The organism is Streptomyces sp. NPDC033221, from assembly GCF_055577005.1.
Map to the genome: position 1 here is coordinate 23,686 of NZ_JBVIQN010000031.1, position 19,147 is coordinate 42,832.

Sequence of the window (19,147 nt, forward strand, 5' to 3'; positions counted from 1 at the left end):
ATGGAACTGCGGCCGGGGGCCGCGGGCAACGGTGGTTCGGGTCAGGTTGCCTGGCGGGCGGCGTAGGGGAGGAAGGCGGCCCAGGCGGCGGGGGAGGTCGTGAGTTGAGGCCCTTGCGCATTCTTTGAGTCGCGGATGCGGATGGTGGTTGGGGAGGCGGCGACTTCAACGCAGTTGTCACCCGAGCTACCGCTGTAGCTGCTCTTCGTCCAGGTCAGCTCGGTGGTGGTGCTCATAGGGCTCCTCGCATCCGCTCCAGCAGGCTCCTGGAGTCTTCGGGGGAGAGAGCCTGCGATTGCAGTCTTGCATAGCGCATGTGCAGTGTGCTGATCGTCTTGGGATCGGAGACGAACTGCCCGCTTTCCTGCGCCTCGCAGTATCCGAACCACTTGTTGTCCGGGGTCTCCAAGAGACAAATCGGCCCGTCCAACCCGGGGTGGACCGGCTCCTCCAGCGGCATGATTTGTAGCTCGACGTTCCGCAGACTCGCACATTCCAGGACGTGCTCGATGAGCTGACGGGAAGTCTCCGTGCCGCCGGTCCGACGCAGGAACACATGCTCGTCGAGGACGAAGCTGAACAGTGTGCCCGTCCTCTCCTGCAACAGCTTTTGACGCTCCAGGCGGGCGGACACTTGGGACTCGACCTGTTCGTCGGTCAGCGGAGGTACACGGTTCTCGAAGAGCGTCCGTGCGTACGCCTCGGTTTGCAGCAGGCCCGGGACCAATCGGCACTCATACGTACGCAGACTGACCGCCCTTGCTTCCTTGGCCGCCCAGTGGCGGAACCAAGCAGCCAAGCCTGGCTTACGCGAGAGGTGACGTGCGGCGGCTTTCAGTGCGCCGAATGCGTCCAGCACCACCTCCGCCCGGTCGATGAAGTCCGGTGGCGGGAACCGCCGTCCCTGTTCGATGGAGGCGATGGTCTGAGCCGAGAACCGAACCGGCCCGGCCAATTCGTCCTGCGTCAGTCCGGCCCGTTCCCTGAACGCCTTGACCACGGCGCCGAACGCCTTGAGGCTGTCGATGGGTTCTGGCTCGCTGCTACCCGCGGCATCTGTCACTTCGGGCCCTCTCCGGCGGTCCTATCTGCGCGACCCGGCCATGATCACGGTGAGTAAGGCGTACTGTCCACCCTCTGTGCTCGTACGCTCTCACTCCGTACGGGTGGAAACTCTGGTCAGCGCCGTCATTCGAGGGCGACCGTGGGTCCATGCCAGCCCAACTCGCCACTCAGCCGCCCAACCCTCCCGTCACCGTACGTGTGTTCACCCAACGCTTCAGCAGTACCCGGCTCGGGGCGCGCCTCGCGCGCCATCTCGCCGTGCACCGGCTCGACGCGTGGGGGTTTCCGTACGGCACTCCGTTCTCCGAGGATGTCGGGGCGGTCGTCGGGGAGCTGGCCGCCAACGCCGTCACCCACGGCCGCGTACCCGGGCGGGACTTCGAATTGCGGCTCGCGGTCCTCGGAGGGCTCGCCCGTACCGGGGCACTGCGGATCGACGTGACCGACACGCGCACCGAGCGGCGGCCACCGTCACCCGACCGCATCGGGCCCGCCCCGGCCGACGTGGAGACCGGCCGCGGCCTGGTCCTCGTCGCGGCGCTCGCCACCCGGTGGGCGGTCCTGGACCGGGCGGGGGTGGGTAAGACGGTGCGCGCGGAGCTGGACCTCGCGCCGGGTGCCCACGTCTGACGCCCGGCGGGCCGTACTGCAATCTCTTGCGTAAACTATTGCAACGATCAACCGCGGCGGATAGAACAACGGCTGAACACCTCCCACCCCCTCACAGGAGGAACCATGGCCGCCCCCACCCGCCGCCGACGGTCCACCCGCAGATCCGTGGCCGCCGCCCTGGCCCTCCTCTCCGGCGCCGCGGCAGCCGTCCTCGGCCCGCCGCCGCAGCCCGCGAACGCGGCGCCGCCGGGGACGAAGGACGTGACCGCCGAGCTGTTCCAGTGGCGGTACGACTCGGTCGCCGAAGAGTGCAAGAACACGCTGGGGCCCGCCGGTTACGGCCATGTGGAGGTCTCGCCGGCCACCGAGCACATCCAGGGCGGCCAGTGGTGGACCTCGTACCAGCCGGTCAGCTACAAGATCGCCGGGCGGCTCGGCGACCGGGCGGCCTTCAAGAACATGGTGGCCGCCTGCCACGCGGCCGGGGTCAAGGTGGTCGCGGACGCGGTGATCAACCACATGTCCGCCGGGTCGGGTACGGGCACCGGCGGCTCGCCGTACACGAAGTACGACTACCCGGGGGTCTACCAGCGCCAGGACATGGACGACTGCACCGGGCAGATCACGGACTACCGCGACCGGTGGAACGTCCAGCACTGCGAACTGGTCGGTCTGGCCGACCTGGACACCGGTGAGCCGTATGTCCGGTCCCGGATCGCCGCGTACCTCAACGACCTGCTGTCGCTCGGCGTGGACGGCTTCCGGATCGACGCGGCCAAGCACATGCCGGCGGAGGACCTCGCCGCGATCAAACGGCAATTGAAGAACCCTTCCGTCTACTGGAAGCAGGAGGCGATCCACGGGGAGGGCGAGGCTGTCTCCCCGGCCGAGTACCTGGGCAACGGTGACGTCCAGGAATTCCGCTACGGCCGCGACCTCAAGCGCGTGTTCCAGAGCGAGAAGCTGGCGTACCTGAAGAACTTCGGTGAGGGCTGGGCCTACCTGCCCTCGGCCAAGTCCGGTGTCTTCGTCGACAACTGGGACACCGAGCGCAACGGCAGCACGCTCAGCTACAAGGACGGCGCGGACTACACCCTCGCCAACGTCTTCATGCTGGCATGGCCGTACGCGGCACCCGATGTGCACTCCGGATACGAGTTCTCCGACCACGACGCCGGTCCGCCCAACGGGGGTGCTGTGCGCGCCTGCTGGCAGGACCAGTGGAAGTGCCAGCACAACTGGCCCGAGATCCGCGCCATGGTCGGCTTCCGCAACGCGACCCACGGCACGCCCGTCACCCACTGGTGGGACAACGGCAACGACGCCATCGCCTTCGGACGCGGCGACAAGGGCTACGCCGTGGTCAACCACGAAGGCAGCGCGCTGACCCGCACCTTCCAGACCGCGCTGCCGGCCGGCACGTACTGCGACGTACAGAGCCGGAAGCCGGTGACGGTGGGCGGCGACGGGCGCTTCACCGCCACGGTCGCCCCGAACACGGCGCTGGCGCTGCACGTCGGCGCGCGCGGCTGCGGCTGACCCGGACACCTCCCGCCCCGCCCGAACGTCCTGAAGGAGTCCTTACGTGAGGCGCACCCTCCGCCGTACCGTCTCAGCCGTGGCCATGGCCCTGTGCGCGGCGGTCCTGCCCGCCCCGCCCTCCGCGAACGCCGAACCGCCACCGGCTCCCGCCAAGGCGGCGGCCCAGTGGATCGACCGCGACACCGTGGTCTGGAAGGGCGCCCGGCGCGCGGACGCCCGGCTGGAGTTCGGGGCGGCGGGGAAGGGGGAGGGGCGGATACGGCTCACGCCCAGCGCCCTCACCCCCGCGGAGCAGGCCGCGTACCCGCACCTGAAGGGCTTTCCGGCGTTCGCCGTCGATCCGCGTGACCAGCAGCTCGCCCGCACCGCGCTGCGCGACCGGCTCGTCGCGGTCCAGCCGGACGCCGACGGGCGGCCCGTGAGCACCGGCGTGCAGATCCCCGGCGTACTGGACGACCTGTACGGACCGGCCGCGGCCAAGGCGCCGCTCGGGCCGGTCTTCCGGCGTGGCCGCCCCACCCTCTCCGTCTGGGCGCCGACCGCCCGCACCGTCGCGCTCGAACTGGACGGCCGTACGGTCCCGATGCGCCGGGACGACGCGAGCGGCGTGTGGCAGGCGCGGGGCACGCGGGGCTGGGCGGGCCAGCCGTACCGCTATGTCGTCGACGTCTGGGCGCCCGCCGTCGGCCGCTTCGTCACGAACAAGGTCACCGACCCGTACGCGACCGCCCTGACCGCCGACTCCACGCGCAGCCTCGTCGTCGACCTCGCCGACCCGCGCCTCGCGCCGAAGGGCTGGGACCGGCTCAAGAAGCCCGCGGCGGTGCCGCTGAACCGGGCCCGCATCCAGGAACTGCACATCCGGGACTTCTCCGTCGAGGACCGCACCTCGCGCCACCCGGGGCAGTACCTCGCCTTCACCGACCGCCGGTCGGACGGCATGCGGCACCTGAAATCCCTCGCCGACTCCGGCACCTCGTACGTCCACCTCCTGCCCGCCTTCGACATCGCGACCGTCCCGGAGCGGCGCTCCGACCAGGCCCGCCCGGACTGCGACCTGGCGGCGCTGCCCGCCGACTCCGAGCGGCAGCAGGAGTGCGTGGGGAAGGCCGCCGCGCGTGACGCGTACAACTGGGGGTACGACCCGTTCCACTACACCGTGCCGGAAGGCTCGTACGCCTCCGAACCGGACTCGCCGCGCGCACGGACCGTGGAATTCCGTCGCATGGTGCAGGGGCTGAACGGCGCCGGACTGCGCACCGTCATGGACGTCGTCTATAACCACACCGCCGCGAGTGGGCAGAGCGCGCTGTCCGTCCTCGACCGCATCGTGCCCGGTTATTACCACCGACTGCTCGACGACGGCTCCGTGGCCACCTCCACCTGCTGCGCGAACACCGCGCCCGAGCACACGATGATGGGCCGGCTCGTCGTCGACTCGATCGTCACCTGGGCCCGGCAGTACAAGATCGACGGGTTCCGGTTCGACCTCATGGGACACCATCCGAAGGCCAACATCCTCGCCGTACGCAAGGCCCTGGACGCCCTGACCCCCGCCAAGGACGGCGTGGACGGCAAGGCGGTCGTCCTGTACGGGGAAGGCTGGAACTTCGGCGAGGTCGCGGACGACGCGCGCTTCGTGCAGGCCACCCAGCGCAACATGGCGGGCACCGGGATCGCCACCTTCAACGACCGCGCGCGCGACGCGGTACGCGGCGGCGGCCCCTTCGACCCGGACCCGCGCGTCCAGGGCTTCGCCTCCGGTCTCCTCACGGACCCCAACACCTCGCCCGCCAACGGCACCCCGTCCGAACAGCGCACCCGCCTGCTCCACTACCAGGACCTGCTCAAGGTCGGCCTTACCGGCAACCTCGCCGACTTCACCTTCACCGACACCTCCGGCCGTACGGTCAAGGGCTCGCAGGTCGACTACAACGGCAGCCCGGCCGGATACGCCGCCACCCCCGCCGACGCCCTCGCGTACGCCGACGCCCACGACAACGAGACGCTCTACGACGCCCTCGCCTACAAGCTCCCGCAGGGCACCACGCCCGCCGACCGAGCCCGTATGCAGGTCGTGGCCATGGCCACCGCCGCGCTCTCCCAGGGCCCGGCCCTCTCCCAGGCGGGCAGCGACCTGCTCCGGTCGAAGTCGCTGGACCGCAACTCGCACGACAGCGGCGACTGGTTCAACGCCCTGCACTGGGACTGCCGGGACGGCAACGGCTTCGGCCGCGGCCTGCCGCCCGCCGCCGACAACAAGGACAAATGGCCGTACGCCCGGCCCCTGCTCGCCGACCCCGCCCTGCGCCCCGGCTGCGCGCAGATCACCGCCGCCTCCGCGGCCTACCGCGACCTGCTCCGTATCCACGCCACCGAACCGGCCTTCGGGCTCGACAGCGCCGAGGCCGTACAGAAGGCGCTCTCCTTCCCCCTGTCGGGGACGTCCGAGACGCCGGGCGTGGTGACCATGCGGCTCGGCGCGCTGATCGTGGTCTTCAACGCGACGCCGCAGCGGCAGCTCCAGCACGTACCGGCGCTCGCGGGCAAGCGGTACGGCCTGCACCGCGTCCAGGCGCGCGGCGCGGATCCGGTGGTGCGGACGGCTTCGTACGACAAGCGGACGGGAACGTTCGGCGTACCGGCGCGTACGGTCGCGGTGTTCGCCGCGAAGTAGCGGCGGCGGCAGCCCGGTTGTGCTTGTTGGGGCCGTCCATGGGCCGCCCTGCCCATGGACGGCCCATCCGCCATCGGCGGCTCCGGGGCCCGGTTTCCCCCGTGGATCGCCCCCATGGTTCCCCCATCCGTCCGCCGCAGCGGACTCCATGGGCCCCCGTGATCCCGTGCCCTCAGGCCCCGGTGACACCACTGTGGGGCTCCCGGGAATTGTCCGAAAGCCCTGGAGATGCCGGACAAAGGGCCGTACAACCCGTGTCGGTTGCGCGGCGGGTGCCCGCGCGCCGGTGCTCTGCGCCGGGTGTGCGCCCCCGCGCCCGTGGTGCGCCCCCGGCTGTGCCCCCGGTTACGCCTCCGGCCCGAGCACCCGCTTTTCCAGCAGCGTGACGGTGTACTTGCTCCCGTCCGAGCCCTCTTTCGACCGCTGTTCGCCGACGACCCGGTAGCCCGCACCCTCGTAGTACGGCTGCAGGCGCGGATTGCTCGACTTGCAGTCGAGGCGGCTCAGCGGACGGCCCGCCTCGGCGATCCGCCGCTCGGCCCGGGCCAGCATCGCGCGGCCGGTGCCCGCCGGGGCCCGGTCGCGGTCGACCATCAGACGGTGCAGATAGCCCGCGACCGGCGGCTGCGGGCCCCAGGCGGGCAGATCCTCCCACCACAGCTCCCAGGCACCGGCGATCTCCCCGCCCACTTCGGCGAACCAGACCTCGTCCTGCTTGATCCGCAGCCGGAAGTGCTCCGCGTCCCGCTCGCCGGGCGTCCACTGGTTGATGCCGCGGCCCTGCATCCAGCGGGCGGCTCCGTCGTACAGCGCGACGAGGGCGGCCACATCGGCGTCGGTGTCCGCCGCGCGGCGAAAGGTGATCATGTCCATGCGCGGATTGTGCCGCAGCGGCACCGGAACGGGCTCGTCCGTCTCACGTCGCCTGCGGCGCCAGCGCCAGCAGCCGGGTCAGCAGGTCGGCGAACGGCCCGTCGGACGGCTCCCCGGCCAGGACGCGGCCCAGGACACCGGCCATTTCTTCGTCGTACGCGGCGCTCACCGCCGCCAGCGCCGCGAAGTCGTGCACCAGCTGGCGTTCCAGCTCGCCGCGCGGGATGGCGCGGCTGTCCAGCCAGATCAGCGCGGTGGTCTCGGCGAGCGATATCCAGGAGCGGACCACCAGCTCCATGCGCGGAGCGGGGCCCTCGACTCCGAGGTGGGAGAGGATCTGCTCGTACGCGGCCTGGCGTACGCCGTCGATCATCGCGCTCGTCCGGCCCGACCCCACGCCGTCCATGGCGCCGATGGACGGGCCGCCGCGCATCAGCGCGGAGAAGCCGGGGCCGTGCTCCTCGACAAAGTCGAAGAATCGTTCCATCACGCGCAGCAGACGGGCCCCGAGCGGCCCTTCGTGCGGTTCGACGAAGCGGGCGGCCAGCTCGTCGGCCGCCCGGCGCAGCGCCGCCTCGTACAGGCTCTGCTTGCCCGGGAAATAGTGGTAGACCAGCGGCCGGGAGATGCCGGCCGCCTCGGCGATCTCGTCGATCGAGACCTCTTCCGGGGCCCGGCGGCTGAACAGACCGAGCGCCACCGCGATCAGCTGCTCGCGTCGTTGCTCGACACCCATCCTGCGGCGCGCCCCGTTGGTCATGCGCACACCCTAACGACCGGGGACGCGCCGCGGAATCGAGCGACCGGGGACCGGACACCGCGTACCGGACGCCGGGCCGGTACGGCCGGTCTCAGAGGTCGAGCACCAGGCGCGCCCCCCGGGCCCGCGAAACGCAGATCAGCATCGAGTCGTCGCGCTCGGCGTCGGTGAGCAGTTCATCGCGGTGGTCGACCTCGCCGGAGAGCACCCGCTGCTGACAGGTGCCGCAGAAGCCCTGTTCACAGGAGTACGGGAGGTCCGGCAGTGCCTGCTCGCGGATGGCGCGCAGGGCGCTGCCGTCCGCCGGGACGGTGACCGTGGCGCCGGTGCGCCGCAGCTCCACCTCGAACTCCGCGTTCCCGCCCGGTTCCGGCGCCGCGGCGGGCGCGAACCGCTCGGTGTACAGGGTCAGCCCGCGCGCCCTCCGCGGCAGCAGCCCGGCCACCGCGTCCATCAGCGGATCGGGGCCGCAGCAGTAGACGGCGGCGTGCGGCGGGGCGTCGGCGAGCGCGCCCGCCAGGTCGGGCAGCCCGTCCTCGTCCTCGGCGACCACCGTCACCCGGTCCGACGCGGCGCCCGCCAGCTTCTCGATCTCCGCCAGGAACGGCATCGACGCCCGCGACCGCCCGCCGTACACCAGCCGCCAGGGCACGCCCTCGGACTCGGCCTGCCGCAGCATCGGCAGGATCGGCGTGATGCCGATGCCGCCCGCGATGAACAGGTAGGCGTGGCACTCCTCCAGCCGGAAGCGGTTGCGCGGCCCGCGCACCTCCACGACCGTGCCCTCGTGCAGCTGCTCGTGCACCTCGCGCGAGCCGCCCCGGCCGTCCTCGATCAGCCGCGTCGCGATCGTGTACGAGCCGGTGTCGGCCGGGCTGCCGCACAGCGAGTACTGGCGTACGTTCCCCGAGGGCAGGACCACGTCGAGGTGTGCCCCGGGCTCCCAGCCCGGCAGTCCCTCGCCTTCCAGGCGCAGCCGTACGACGCCTTCGGCCTCCTCGGCGCGCTCCACGACCAGGAGTTGGAGCGGGCCGGTCCGGTCCCGGCCCCGGCCGGAGACGGGGTGTTCCAGCGCGGGCATCGGCCACAGCGGCGACCAGCCGATGCGCCGGCGCAGCGCCCGCCGGGCGGCGAGCGCGGCGCCGGCGACGACCAGGACCGTACGTATCCGGGGGAGGGGCGGCATCTCAGGCGGCTCCAGTCGAGTGCTGTGTCGGGTGCTGTGCCGCGTGGGCCTCGGTGGGACGGTTCTGCGCGGGCTTCGGGTGGGTCGCGGCGGCGGTCGCGGCGGGTGATCCGGCGAGATAGGCCGCGGCCTGCTCGGTACTGCCGTACCGCGAGGGGTGATAGGTGCGGCTCAGGTACTGGGGGATGGAGCGGACCATGGCGCCGGGGGCGGGCAGTACGCCCTGCCGTCCCGCGCGGAAGAACTCCTTGAAGCTGGCCTTGCCGTCCGGGAGCGAGGGGTCGTTCGCCATGAAGAAGCGGGTGCCGCGCTGCCAGAGGAAGACGAGTGCGGAGAAGGCGGTGGCCCAGGTCCGCACCCGCCGCCGGTACCCGCCGTCCAGGTGCATGAACAGGTCGAAGGCGACCGAACGGTGCTCGACCTCCTCGGCGCCGTGCCAGCGCAGCAGATCCAGCATCGTCGGGTCGGCGCCCTTCGCGTCCAGGGCCTGTGCGTTGAGCACCCAGTCCCCGAGGAACGCGGTGTAGTGCTCGATCGCGGCGATGATGGCGACCCGCTCCATCAGCCACCACTGGCTCGCCCGGCCCGGCGGCAGTGGGGGCACCACCCACGCGTTGAGCAGTGGGGGACGGTCGCCGAGCAGCTTCTCGAAGAGCCAGTCGACCTGCGCGGTGTACGGGGCCGGGTCCAGCCCGAGCCGCTTGAGGTGCGGCAGTACGTCGTCGTGGGCCTGGGAGTGCATCGCTTCCTGGCCGATGAACCCGATCACGTCCGCGCGCAGCCGCGCGTCCCGGATCTGCGGCAGCACCTGCTTGTAGACGTGCACGAACCAGCGTTCGCCGGCGGGCAGCAGCAGGTGCAGCACATTGATCGTGTGGGTGCTGTCCGGGTCGCCCGGAATCCAGTGCAGGGGAGTGTCCGCCCAGTCGAAGGCGACGTTGCGTGCCTTCAGCGGGGTGTGCTCGGACGCGACCGGCCGGGGCCGCAGCGAGGCCGTATTAGACATGGCGTCAATGTACTGGCGGGTACGGGATCGGCAACAGGCTTCGGGCAGGGAAATTCCGCCTGGCCGTGCGCACCCCCGGGCTACCGCAGCCCCCGCACCCGCTCCCCGCTCCGCAGCCGCCCCGACAGTTCCGCCCGGGCGCCCGCCGTGGCCGGTGCGGCCAGCTGGGAGCCCGCCGTACGGCCCGTGACCCCGCCGCTCGCGCTGATCTCCGTGAGCTGTTCGCTGCCCGCGGCCAGCAGCCACCACTGCCCGCCGGCCGCCTTCCACAGGACCCCGGCCAGCGCCCACGGCTCGCGCGGGCCGCATCCCGGGCCGCCCTCGGAACGGGCCACGACTGCCCCCGGCGCGTACTGCTGCCCGGCCGGGGGCGGAGTCTGGACCTGCGCGAAGGTGTGGCTGCCCGCACCCCGCCAGGTCTCGGCGCGCGTGCACACCCAGGTCGCGGTCCCGGCCCCGGCGGGCAGCTGCTGCCGGGCGAATTCCCAGGAGTTGACCGTGCGTACGCCGTGGCCGCGCAGCCCGCCGAGGTGACATGCCGTACGCGCCCAGGCCGTACGCGCCTGCGGCCCGTCCGGTTCGCCCGGCCGGTCCGGCGAACCGGACGTCAGCCGCGCCGGGACCAGCTCGCCGAGGTCGGTGAAGAGGCGGCCGTCCATCCGCAGGGCCTGCCACGCGGTGCAGGCGGTGGCTTGCGCGGGGGACGGTACGGGGCCGGTCGTACCGTCCTCGCCGAGGGGCAGGGGCTGGGCCGCGCCGGTGGGCTTCAGCAGGTCGGTCAGCTCCGCGCGTTCGGCCCACGGGGCGGTCAGGTAGCGGACGTTGCTGTCCGTGCGGGTGAGCACCAGGGCCGTCGCGGAGGTGTCGTCCGCGCCGTCCGTACGGGCGAAGTCCAGCACTGCGCCGGGGCCGCCCTGCCCGCCAGAACCGTCCACCGGCTCCGAATAGCGCACCACACGCAGCCCGTCGTACAGGAGCACCACCGCGGCACGGTCCGCCACACCCGCGTACAGCAACTGCGGCGGGCCGGCCGCAGGGCCCTTGGCAGTGCCCGGGGTCGCCGAGACCCGTACGTCCGGGCCGGGCCTGGCCCACACCGCCAGCGCGCGCCGCAGCAACGCCTGATCGTGCGTACGGTCCCCGCGGGCGGGCCACGCCGAAAGACCCCGCCGCGTCGCGTTCCGCCACGTACCGGCGGCGGCCCGCGTCACCTTGGCGGGGTCCAGGGCGGCCTGCGCTGCCGCGTTCTCGGCGTACGGGGGAGCCGCGGCGCCATCGGGGCCCCAGCCGCCGCCCGGCAGAACCGGCAGCGCGGCGCACACCAGCACCACCGCCCCCGCCGCCAGCGCCGCGCGGGTGTGCCGGCGACGTCGCAGCAGGTCGGTGGGCCGGGCCTGGAGGGAGCAGGGGTCGAACCCGGCGGATTCCAGCAGCGCCCGGTCCCGGCCGCCCGCCGCCGGTGCCGCACCGGCCGCCGTGGCGAGCGCGCCCGGCACGTCCTCGGCGCCGGCCGCCTCCAGGACCGCCCGTACGTCCGCGTCACCCAGGCCGTCCAGTACGCGCAGCACGTACGCCGCACGGGCCGCGGCGGACAGCGTGGAAAGGGCCCGGCCCATGGCGAGTTCGTCCACGTCGCCGGACCGGGGGAACAGCCGCAGCCCCCAGACCTGCGGCAGCAGTGGCGGGAGCGGCGGCAAGGGCACCTCGCGGCGCGCGAACGGCAGGCGCAGCCGGGGGTGTTCGGCGCCCAGGGCCGCGCGCAGCACCCGCAGCCGTACGAAGGCGTATCCGGGATCGGTGGCCGGTCGGCCGGGGCGGCGCTGGGGCGGCAGGGCGGGCAGCCGCGCCGGGGCGCCCTTGCGCGGCAGCGCGCGCTGGACGATCGCATGTGCCGTCAGGACGCGCCGGTTGCGGCTCAGTTTCGGCGGCAGCACCAGATAGGCGAGGCGCGTCAGGCGCGGGTAGTGCTCGACGAGGGCCGCCTCGGCCTGTTCGACGTCGACGAAGGCGGCCGGGACGTCACCGGCGGCGGGGCGGGGGCCGTCCGGACGGGGTGCTGTTGCCTGCTGCTGCTCCACATTCGGTGAAACGAGTGAATCCTGGGATGGTCACCTCAATCACCGCCCGCCCCGCGCGGGAGCGTCTACTCCGGGTGCTGCACGCGGTCCAGGTCGAACTCACCGTCCCGCGCCCCCAGGACGAACGCGCGCCACTCCGCCTCGGTATACCGCAGCACCACGTCCGGCTCCTTGGAATTGCGCATGGCCACCGCGCCCTGCTCCAGGAACGCGATCTCCACCGCCTCCTCGGCCTCGCCGGGGGCGCGCTGCCAGGTGGCGTCGGAGATGTCGAGGGCGTAGAGCCACTCCTTCTCAGCTGCGGCACTCATACGGTGAACTCCTCGCTCGCGGTCCGTACGGGTCTGCGTACGGATCGTCAGCGTACGCGGTGGCCGGATGAGCTTCCAGCGGCCTCACGAGGTGTGCTACGGGGACCCGGTGAGGCCGACGTGCTCAGCCGCGGTCCAGGTAGGCCAGCACCGCCAGCACCCGGCGGTTGTCGTCGTCGGACGGCGGCAGCTCCAGCTTCCCGAAGATGTTGGAGGTGTGCTTGGCGACGGCACGCTCGGTGACGACCAGCTTGGCCGCGATGGCCGTGTTGGAGCGCCCCTCGGCCATCAGCTCCAGCACCTCGGTCTCGCGCGGCGTCAGCCGGGCCATCGGCCGGTCCTGCGACCGCCGGGACAGCAGCTGGGAAATCACCTGCGGGTCCATGGCCGTACCGCCCGCAGCCACCCGCCGTACCGAGTCGATGAACTGCTCGGCGTCGAAGACCCGGTCCTTGAGCAGGTAGCCGACGCCGCCCGTGCCGTCGGCCAGCAGCTCCCGCGCGTACAGCTGCTCCACGTGCTGGGACAGGACGAGCACCGGCAGGCCGGGCCGGGCACGGCGGGCGGCCAGCGCGCACTGCAGGCCCTCGTCCGTGAAAGAGGGCGGCAGCCGTACGTCGACGACCGCGACGTCCGGCTCCTCCTCGGCCAGCGCCCGCGTCAGATCGGGCCCGTTGTCGACCGCGGCGGCGATCTCGAAGTCGAATGCCTGCAGCATCCGTATCAGACCGTCTCTCAGGAGGAAGAGGTCTTCGGCGAGCACAACGCGCACGGGATCTCCAGCGTGACCAGGGTGGGGCCGCCCGCCGGACTGCTGACGGCCAGGATGCCGTCGAATGTACCGAGTCGGCGTTCGAGTCCGCGCAGCCCGGAGAGCGTACCGGCCTGGCCGGGCACTCCGGCGCCGCCCGCGGGCGGCAGGACGACGCCGCCGCGGCCGTCGTCGCCGACGGTGATCCGCAGCCGCCCGTCGATGTGCTCCAGGTCCACCCACGCCCGCGTGGCGTCCGCGTGCTTGGCGGCGTTGGTGAGCAGCTCGCTCACCGAGAAGTACGCGGCCGACTCCACCGGCGCTTCCGGACGGCCCGCCAGGCGCCCGGTCACCTCCACCGGCAGCGGCATCCGCAGCGCCAGCGCCCGTACGGCGTCGTCCAGGCCGCGTTCGGCCAGTACCGGCGGGTGGATGCCGCGTACCAGGTCGCGCAGTTCGGTCAGGGCCTCCGCCGAGGACGTACGGGCCCGGGCGACCAGTTCCTTGGCCTGTGCCGGATCGCGTTCGATCAGCGCCTCGATGGTGCCCAGGTCCATGCCCATCGCGACCAGCCGGGCCTGCGCGCCGTCGTGCAGGTCCCGTTCGATGCGGCGCAGCTCGGCCGCCGAGGCGTCCACCGCGTCGTGCCGGGTCTCGGTCAGCCGGGCCACCCGGGCGGCCAGCTCCGCCTTGGGCGGGGTGAGGAAGACCGCGGTGAGCCGGAAGTGCAGGGCCAGCAGCTTCGGGTTGAAGCGGGTCGCGGCGAGCGCCGCCGCGCCCAGCACCGGCATGAGGGCCACCTGCACCGGGTCCGAGGCGTACAGGAATCCGTACGTCTGGCCGCCGAGGTCCACCCCGCTCCAGATCAGTGCCGGAAGGACGAATCCCTCGATGCCGAACGCGATCAGCAGGGCCGGAAGCAGCGCCGTGAGGAATCCGGCCACCATGTCCACCAGCAGCCACAGCAGCTCCCGCCAGGTCGCCGGGTCGCTCAGCACGTGCTGGCAGCGCTGCGCCACACCCGGCAGGCCGGGCTGGGAGCCGGGCGGCGGCCGGTAGCCGGCCGGTATGCGGATGCCCGCCCAGTCCAGTGCCCACGCCCGCCGGTGGTCGGCGAACCGGCGGGTCAGCTGTACGACCTGCGGGGTGGTCAGCCAGCCGGGGCCCACCATGAGCAGGGTCAGCGAGATGAGGGTGAGCGAGAAGAGCAGGACCGACCCCACCAGTGAGACGGCGGCGAGCCCCAGCCCCCGTGCCGTGGCAACCAATGTTCGACGGACCCTCATCCGTACGCTCCCTGCGTTTCACGTGCCCGGACGTCGGGCACGGGAACAGTCTGCCGGGTGGAGATGTCCAGGTCACTGGGCTTCGCCCCCAGGGAGGGGTGTAGCCAGCCCCACCATCGCGGGCCGCCGCGGGCCGGTGCCCGCGGCACCCGGCCGAACCCGGTGCCCCGGCCCTTCCCCGGTCTCCCGCATCCGCGCCCCCTGCCGGCCTCACCACGTCTCGACTTCCCCGGACGGAGAGCCCCATGAGCGTCCCCGCGACCGTGCCCGCCGCCACCCCGACAGTCGCCCCGCCGACAACCCAGCCCGTCCCGCCGGCCGCCTACGAGACGTCGATCGCCGGTACCCCCGGCCTGGTACGCGCCGCCCAGCGGCTGCGCCACCAGGTCTTCGGCGAGGAGCTGGGCGCCACCCTGCACTCGCCCCTGGCCGGCCACGACATCGATCCCGTCGACGACCTCGCGGACCACCTGATCGTCACCGAGACCGCCACCGGCGACGTGGTCGGCACCTACCGGCTGGTGCCGCCCGGACGCGGCGACCGCCTCTACTCCGACGGCGAGTTCGACCTGACGGCGCTGGCCGCACTGCGCCCCTCGCTTATCGAGGCCGGACGGTCCTGCGTCCACCCCGGTCACCGCAGCGGCGCCGTCATCAACCTGATGTGGGCCGCGCTCGCCCGCTACACCCTGCTCTCCGGGCACCGCTACCTGGCGGGCTGCGCCTCCGTACCGCTCGAAGACGGGGGCACGGCCGCGGCCGCCGCCTGGGAGCTGGGCCGCACTCGGCACGCCGCGCCGCCCGCACTGCGCGTCACCCCGCACCGGCCGTGGCGCCCCGAAGGCCCGGGACCGGAGGCGCGGCCCGACGTGTCGCTCCTGCCGCCGCTGCTCCGCGGCTATCTGCGGATCGGCGCGTGGGTGTGCGGGCCGCCCGCGTACGACCCGGAGTTCGATGTGGCCGACTTCTTCGTGGTGCTCGACATGGAGCGCCTCAATGACCGGTACCGCCGGTTCTTCCTGGGGGAGCAGGCGGCCGGGCGGGACGCTTCGGAGCGGCAGGGCATGCCGTCCGGGAGCCGGGCGTGAGTACCTGGGAGGTACGGTCCGAGTGCACCACGGGCTGCGCCGCCCACGCCGTGCCCCGGGTCCCGTTCACGGAGGCCGCCCGCCGCTGCGCCGCCTTCGCGCGCGCCGCGGGCCGGGCGCTGCGGGACGGCGAGCGGATGTCCGAACCGGCGCGGCTGCGGGCGCATGCGCGCGCGGTGCTCGGCGCGATCGGCGTACGGCTCGTCGTGGAGACGGCGGCGGACGCGGCGGGCTTCGCGGTCCCGGACGCGCGCCCGCCAGGGGCCCGGGCCGCGCCCCGCCCCGGCACCCTCGTCGTCGCCAACCACATCTCCTGGCTGGACATCCCCGCCCTGATCGCCGTCGAGCCGGTGACCCTGCTCGCCAAGCGCGAGATCGGCGACTGGCCGCTGGTCGGCAGCCTGGCCCGGCGCGCCGGGACCCGCTTCATCGACCGTGCCAGCCCGCGCCAACTGCCCGGCGCCGTGTCCGGCTTGGCGGCGCTGCTGCGCTCCGGGCAGTCGGTGGCCGCCTTTCCGCAGGCCACCACCTGGTGCTCGGTAGCGTACGGTGCCTTCCGCCGGGCCACCTTCCAGGCGGCGCTGGACGCGGGCGCCCCCGTACGGCCGGTGACGATCGCGTACGAGCAGCATGGGCGGCCCAGCACGGTCGCGGGCTTCCTCGGCGACGAGGAATTCCTGTCCTCCGTACGGCGGGTGGCCGGCGCGCGCGGCCTCACGGTCCGCGTCACCGTGCACCCGCCGCTGCTGCCGCGGCCCGGCGCCGACGACCGGCGCGCGCTGGCGGAGCTGGCCCGCGCGGCCGTCACCGGTACCGTCCGGGAACCGGCCCGGCGGCACGGAGACCGCGTACTCGCCGGTCAGACGCTCGGCACGTACTTGTAGCCGACGCGCCGTACGGTCACGATCGACGACCGCAGGCCCGCGCCCAACTTGCGGCGCAGCCGGGCGACATGCACGTCGACCGTACGGCCGTCGCCGACGTGCCCGTACCCCCACACCGTGGTCACCAGCTGGTCACGGGTGTGCACCCGGTGCGGGTGCGCCACGAGGTGGGCGAGCAGTTCGAACTCCAGATACGTCAGGTCCAGCGCCCGGCCGTGGACGTGCACGGTCCGCTGCTCGGGGTCGATCCGCACGTTCGCGTCACCGGTCGTGGCGGCGGCCGGCTCCTCGGCCGCGACGGGCGGCGCGGTGGCGGCGGCCGGCACCCGCTCCGCCGGTACGAGCACGAGGTAGCCGACCATCGCCGGCTGCCCCGGGAGCGCGGGCAGGCTGTGCTGCGGCGCGGGGAGCCAGGTCGCGCCGGAGGTGAGCAGGTCGGCGACGGGTGGCAGTTCGTCGGGCGCCACGGCGCGCAGGCGCTGTCGCTGCCTGCCGGGCACGGTGTGGACGGGGGAGGAGGCGGTCGCGGAGACGGAGGCGGCGGCGGAAGTGGCAGGCAGGGTACGGACGTTCGTCATGATCGTCAGCTCTTTCGCGCAGAGGGGCGTCGGTGGACGTCGTGCGCGCGGGCAGGGCTGGAGACGCGGTGGAAGGCGTCGGTGAGGCGTGTGCGGGCCCGCGCTCAGTGCGCGCGGCAACACAGACGGTCGAAGTGATGTCCCTGCCGGGACGGCCAGAAGGGCTCAAGGTCGCTGCGACCCGTCGCGGTGTCGGTAAGGCTGGCCATGCCCCCATTCAACCAGACAGCCGGTGATCTGTCCTTCACGTGGCCTGCGTACGGGCACGAAACGGACGGCGGAAGGGGGCGGTCGAGCGACGGAAGGGGGCGGTCGTGCGGCGGCGGACCTTGTAGGCGGCGCCCGCGCCCATGCCCAGCAGCAGCGCCGTCAGGTGCCCCGCGTCCGTGAAGTCCCGCCGTCGGCTCAGCACCGGGCTGACACCGAGCGCCAGCACGCCCGCCGTGGCCGCGGCCCGCACGCCGCGATGCGGTACGGAGACGGCGAGCGCGCCCACCGTGGCGTAGAAGCCGTAACTCGCGCCCACGTCCACGGCCCGCTCGGTGTCGGGCGTGACCGCCTTGTGTGACAGCGCGCGGGCCGCCCGCAGGCCGCCGTACACCAGGACGCTCGCGCCGATGTGCCCGGCGGCGAACATCCCGGCGGCGCGCCGGGTACCCCATGCCGCCTCGGCCGTGCCGAGCGCCGCGAGCAGCGCGAGCCCGTACGGGACGGGCAGCGGGCTCTCGACGAACACGGCGCTGGTCGCCAGCGTCCGCCAGCGGCCCGCCCGCAGGTTGTCGACGTTGGTGGAGTGCGCGCGCAGCAGCTCGGCGCGCTCCTGCGCGGGCAGCCGCGCGGTGGCGTACGCGCCGAGCTGGACGGCGCCGACGTACAGCGGGGTGAGCCAGGGAGCGTAGGCGGAGAGCGCTTTCATGCCCTCCATCATCCCTGGCCGCGGGACGTACGGCCCGGCCGGCACCGGGGCGCGGCCCGGCCGGCACCGGGCCCCGGTGCGGGCCGGTGCCGCCGGCCCGGTTCAGGCGAGGCGGATCTCGACCGGGTCGGCCGAGCCGCCCCGCACCGTGACCGCGGCCCCGGCGGTCAGCGACGCGCCGCCCCGCTCCGACCGGCACTCGACGGTGTAGCCGCCGTCGGCGCCGGCGGAGAGGGCGAAACGCCCCTCGCCGTCCGTGAGCGCGGCCACGTCGGGGAAGGACCCGGGGCCCGCGGCGAGATACACCCGGGCGTCCGGGACGGGCCGGCCGTCCGCGTCCACCACGACTCCCGAGATCACCGCCATACCGCCGGGCCCTTCCGTTTCCTGCCGGCACATTCCTGCTGCCGGATTCCCACCGCGGGCTTTCTCCCGCGGATTCTCTACTGCCGTTCGGTCACGCCTTCCACGACACGTAGTTGTTGTACACCGGCGTGGTGATCCGCGTGCCCGAGTTGGTGACCGCGCCGCCGTACGCGTGGATCGCGATGCCGTACCGGCCGCCGTTGTAGAAGTGGTAGACGGAGCTGCCGCTCTGGCCGCCCGCCGTGTCGATGTCGTAGTACACCTTGCGCGGGCCGACGGAGGCGACGCCGCGCGCGTCGTACCACTGCGTACCGGCCGGCTTGTCGCCCGGGTAACCGGAGATGTTGCCGACGGTCTTGAGCAGGTCGGCGTCGGACCACACGCCGAAGCCGAACCACCCCGTCGTGTTGCCGAGGTTGGTGGGCAGGACGATCGCGCCGTAATCGTAGTTCTCGTCGCCGTTGTTGGCCCAGCCGTTGACCGTACGGAAGCTGGTGCTGGTGACGACGCCGTAGGGGAGGGTGTTGCCGTTGCGGCCCGGCATCACGTTGATGCTCTTGACCCAGCCGTCGCGCCCGGCGACGCCGCTGTTCTTGATGTAGACGACGTGTCCCGCGGTGGCCAGCGTGTGCGGGCCGATGAACCAGCCGGTGCCGATCCAGCGGGAGTTGTCCGCCGCGGTGATCAGCAGCGAGCAGTGCACCCGCCACGGATACACGGACGTGTCGGTGATCTGCACCCGGTCGTCCGGGCCGTGCACGGTCTCGGCGGCGACCGGGGGCGGGCCGAAGGACGCCTCGCCGATGTCCGGCAGCGCCGCGGTCGGCGGCTGCCACAGCTGCTCGGGCGTGCCTTCGGGACGGTTGTACCCCCGTACGTTCTCCAGGCCGTCGCCGGTGGGCCTGGCCGCGTCGCCCTGCGGCCCCTCGGACGGCGGCTGTACGGCCAACTCCTCAGCGGTGTAGACGACCTGCTGTTCCTCCGGCTCGTTCGAGACGGCGGTGTGGAACTCGATCGGCATTGCTGGTCACCGGGCCTCTCGGTTCTCGCGGTGCACTGTGGGAGTCCTCCTCGAAGGAGTCCTCTCCTTGTACTGCGGTCCCCGGAGCCGGACAACGAAAGATGCGGCGAATTCTTGCGGATGGTTCTCTGCTACGCCATCTGTCCC

19 protein-coding genes are annotated in these 19,147 nt (G+C 72.9%); 5 read left to right on the plus strand and 14 right to left on the minus strand.

Features of this window, described 5'->3' with window-relative positions; translation table 11 throughout:
• Nucleotides 1–41 precede the first annotated feature (41 nt).
• Together ACZ53K_RS31675 and ACZ53K_RS31680 are read right to left on the minus strand one after the other, a co-directional pair.
• On the minus strand, nucleotides 42–236 hold the full coding sequence (locus ACZ53K_RS31675) for a DUF397 domain-containing protein (RefSeq protein ID WP_468843366.1): 195 nt from the start codon (nucleotides 234–236) through the stop codon (nucleotides 42–44).
• Nucleotides 233–1,063: a helix-turn-helix domain-containing protein gene (locus ACZ53K_RS31680; protein ID WP_468843368.1), complete on the minus strand. Its 831-nt coding sequence runs from the start codon at nucleotides 1,061–1,063 to the stop codon at nucleotides 233–235. The genes ACZ53K_RS31675 and ACZ53K_RS31680 overlap by 4 nt, the downstream gene beginning before the upstream one ends.
• Before the next feature lie 149 nt (nucleotides 1,064–1,212).
• Between ACZ53K_RS31680 and ACZ53K_RS31685 the strand changes: the two genes are divergently transcribed.
• The 3 genes from ACZ53K_RS31685 to pulA all read left to right on the plus strand — a co-directional run bounded on the left by ACZ53K_RS31685 (nucleotide 1,213) and on the right by pulA (nucleotide 5,896).
• Complete coding sequence (locus ACZ53K_RS31685) at nucleotides 1,213–1,695, plus strand: ATP-binding protein (RefSeq protein ID WP_468843371.1); 483 nt, start codon at nucleotides 1,213–1,215, stop codon at nucleotides 1,693–1,695.
• A gap of 105 nt (nucleotides 1,696–1,800) precedes the next feature.
• A complete protein-coding gene (locus tag ACZ53K_RS31690) occupies nucleotides 1,801–3,216 on the plus strand; it encodes an alpha-amylase (RefSeq protein ID WP_468843373.1) in 1,416 nt (471 codons plus the stop codon).
• A 46-nt stretch (nucleotides 3,217–3,262) separates the two neighbouring features.
• A complete protein-coding gene (pulA, locus tag ACZ53K_RS31695) occupies nucleotides 3,263–5,896 on the plus strand; it encodes a pullulanase-type alpha-1,6-glucosidase (RefSeq protein ID WP_468843376.1) in 2,634 nt (877 codons plus the stop codon).
• Between the two features lie 345 nt (nucleotides 5,897–6,241).
• Here pulA and ACZ53K_RS31700 read toward each other — a convergent pair whose 3' ends face one another.
• The 8 genes from ACZ53K_RS31700 to ACZ53K_RS31735 form a co-directional block, all read right to left on the minus strand.
• Nucleotides 6,242–6,769 carry a GNAT family N-acetyltransferase gene (locus tag ACZ53K_RS31700; RefSeq protein ID WP_468843379.1) on the minus strand — a complete coding sequence of 176 codons (528 nt, stop codon included), beginning with the start codon at nucleotides 6,767–6,769 and terminating at the stop codon, nucleotides 6,242–6,244.
• A 43-nt stretch (nucleotides 6,770–6,812) separates the two neighbouring features.
• On the minus strand, nucleotides 6,813–7,529 hold the full coding sequence (locus tag ACZ53K_RS31705; RefSeq protein ID WP_468843381.1) for a TetR/AcrR family transcriptional regulator: 717 nt from the start codon (nucleotides 7,527–7,529) through the stop codon (nucleotides 6,813–6,815).
• 91 nt (nucleotides 7,530–7,620) lie between these two features.
• Nucleotides 7,621–8,715 (minus strand): PDR/VanB family oxidoreductase, encoded by a 1,095-nt coding sequence (locus ACZ53K_RS31710; protein ID WP_468843384.1) that lies wholly within the window; start codon nucleotides 8,713–8,715, stop codon nucleotides 7,621–7,623.
• 1 nt (nucleotide 8,716) lies between these two features.
• Complete coding sequence (locus tag ACZ53K_RS31715; RefSeq protein ID WP_468843387.1) at nucleotides 8,717–9,721, minus strand: metal-dependent hydrolase; 1,005 nt, start codon at nucleotides 9,719–9,721, stop codon at nucleotides 8,717–8,719.
• Between the two features lie 80 nt (nucleotides 9,722–9,801).
• Nucleotides 9,802–11,799, minus strand: coding sequence for a hypothetical protein (locus ACZ53K_RS31720; protein ID WP_468843390.1), 1,998 nt, complete (start codon nucleotides 11,797–11,799; stop codon nucleotides 9,802–9,804).
• 65 nt (nucleotides 11,800–11,864) lie between these two features.
• The gene (locus ACZ53K_RS31725) at nucleotides 11,865–12,110 is read right to left on the minus strand and encodes a DUF397 domain-containing protein (RefSeq protein WP_468843393.1); all 246 of its coding nucleotides are present in this window, start codon (nucleotides 12,108–12,110) and stop codon (nucleotides 11,865–11,867) included.
• 124 nt (nucleotides 12,111–12,234) lie between these two features.
• Entirely contained in the window at nucleotides 12,235–12,882 is a 648-nt protein-coding gene (locus ACZ53K_RS31730; RefSeq protein WP_468843395.1) for a LuxR C-terminal-related transcriptional regulator, read from the minus strand.
• Complete coding sequence (locus ACZ53K_RS31735) at nucleotides 12,846–14,147, minus strand: sensor histidine kinase (protein ID WP_468843397.1); 1,302 nt, start codon at nucleotides 14,145–14,147, stop codon at nucleotides 12,846–12,848. Before ACZ53K_RS31735 ends, ACZ53K_RS31730 begins: the two co-directional genes overlap by 37 nt.
• A gap of 245 nt (nucleotides 14,148–14,392) precedes the next feature.
• Here ACZ53K_RS31735 and ACZ53K_RS31740 point away from each other — a divergent pair, with 245 nt between their 5' ends.
• Nucleotides 14,393–15,235, plus strand: coding sequence for a GNAT family N-acetyltransferase (locus ACZ53K_RS31740; RefSeq protein ID WP_468843400.1), 843 nt, complete (start codon nucleotides 14,393–14,395; stop codon nucleotides 15,233–15,235).
• Nucleotides 15,232–16,119 (plus strand): lysophospholipid acyltransferase family protein, encoded by an 888-nt coding sequence (locus ACZ53K_RS31745; RefSeq protein WP_468843402.1) that lies wholly within the window; start codon nucleotides 15,232–15,234, stop codon nucleotides 16,117–16,119. The genes ACZ53K_RS31740 and ACZ53K_RS31745 overlap by 4 nt, the downstream gene beginning before the upstream one ends.
• Here ACZ53K_RS31745 and ACZ53K_RS31750 read toward each other — a convergent pair.
• The 4 genes from ACZ53K_RS31750 to ACZ53K_RS31765 form a co-directional block, all read right to left on the minus strand.
• Nucleotides 16,095–16,697: a winged helix-turn-helix domain-containing protein gene (locus ACZ53K_RS31750; protein ID WP_468843405.1), complete on the minus strand. Its 603-nt coding sequence runs from the start codon at nucleotides 16,695–16,697 to the stop codon at nucleotides 16,095–16,097. The genes ACZ53K_RS31745 and ACZ53K_RS31750 overlap by 25 nt on opposite strands.
• A gap of 244 nt (nucleotides 16,698–16,941) precedes the next feature.
• Nucleotides 16,942–17,613 carry a rhomboid-like protein gene (locus ACZ53K_RS31755; RefSeq protein WP_468843407.1) on the minus strand — a complete coding sequence of 224 codons (672 nt, stop codon included), beginning with the start codon at nucleotides 17,611–17,613 and terminating at the stop codon, nucleotides 16,942–16,944.
• Nucleotides 17,614–17,715: 102 nt separating this feature from the next.
• Complete coding sequence (locus tag ACZ53K_RS31760) at nucleotides 17,716–17,979, minus strand: carboxypeptidase-like regulatory domain-containing protein (RefSeq protein ID WP_468843410.1); 264 nt, start codon at nucleotides 17,977–17,979, stop codon at nucleotides 17,716–17,718.
• Between the two features lie 91 nt (nucleotides 17,980–18,070).
• Nucleotides 18,071–19,000 carry a trypsin-like serine peptidase gene (locus ACZ53K_RS31765; protein WP_468843412.1) on the minus strand — a complete coding sequence of 310 codons (930 nt, stop codon included), beginning with the start codon at nucleotides 18,998–19,000 and terminating at the stop codon, nucleotides 18,071–18,073.
• Nucleotides 19,001–19,147 lie beyond the last annotated feature (147 nt).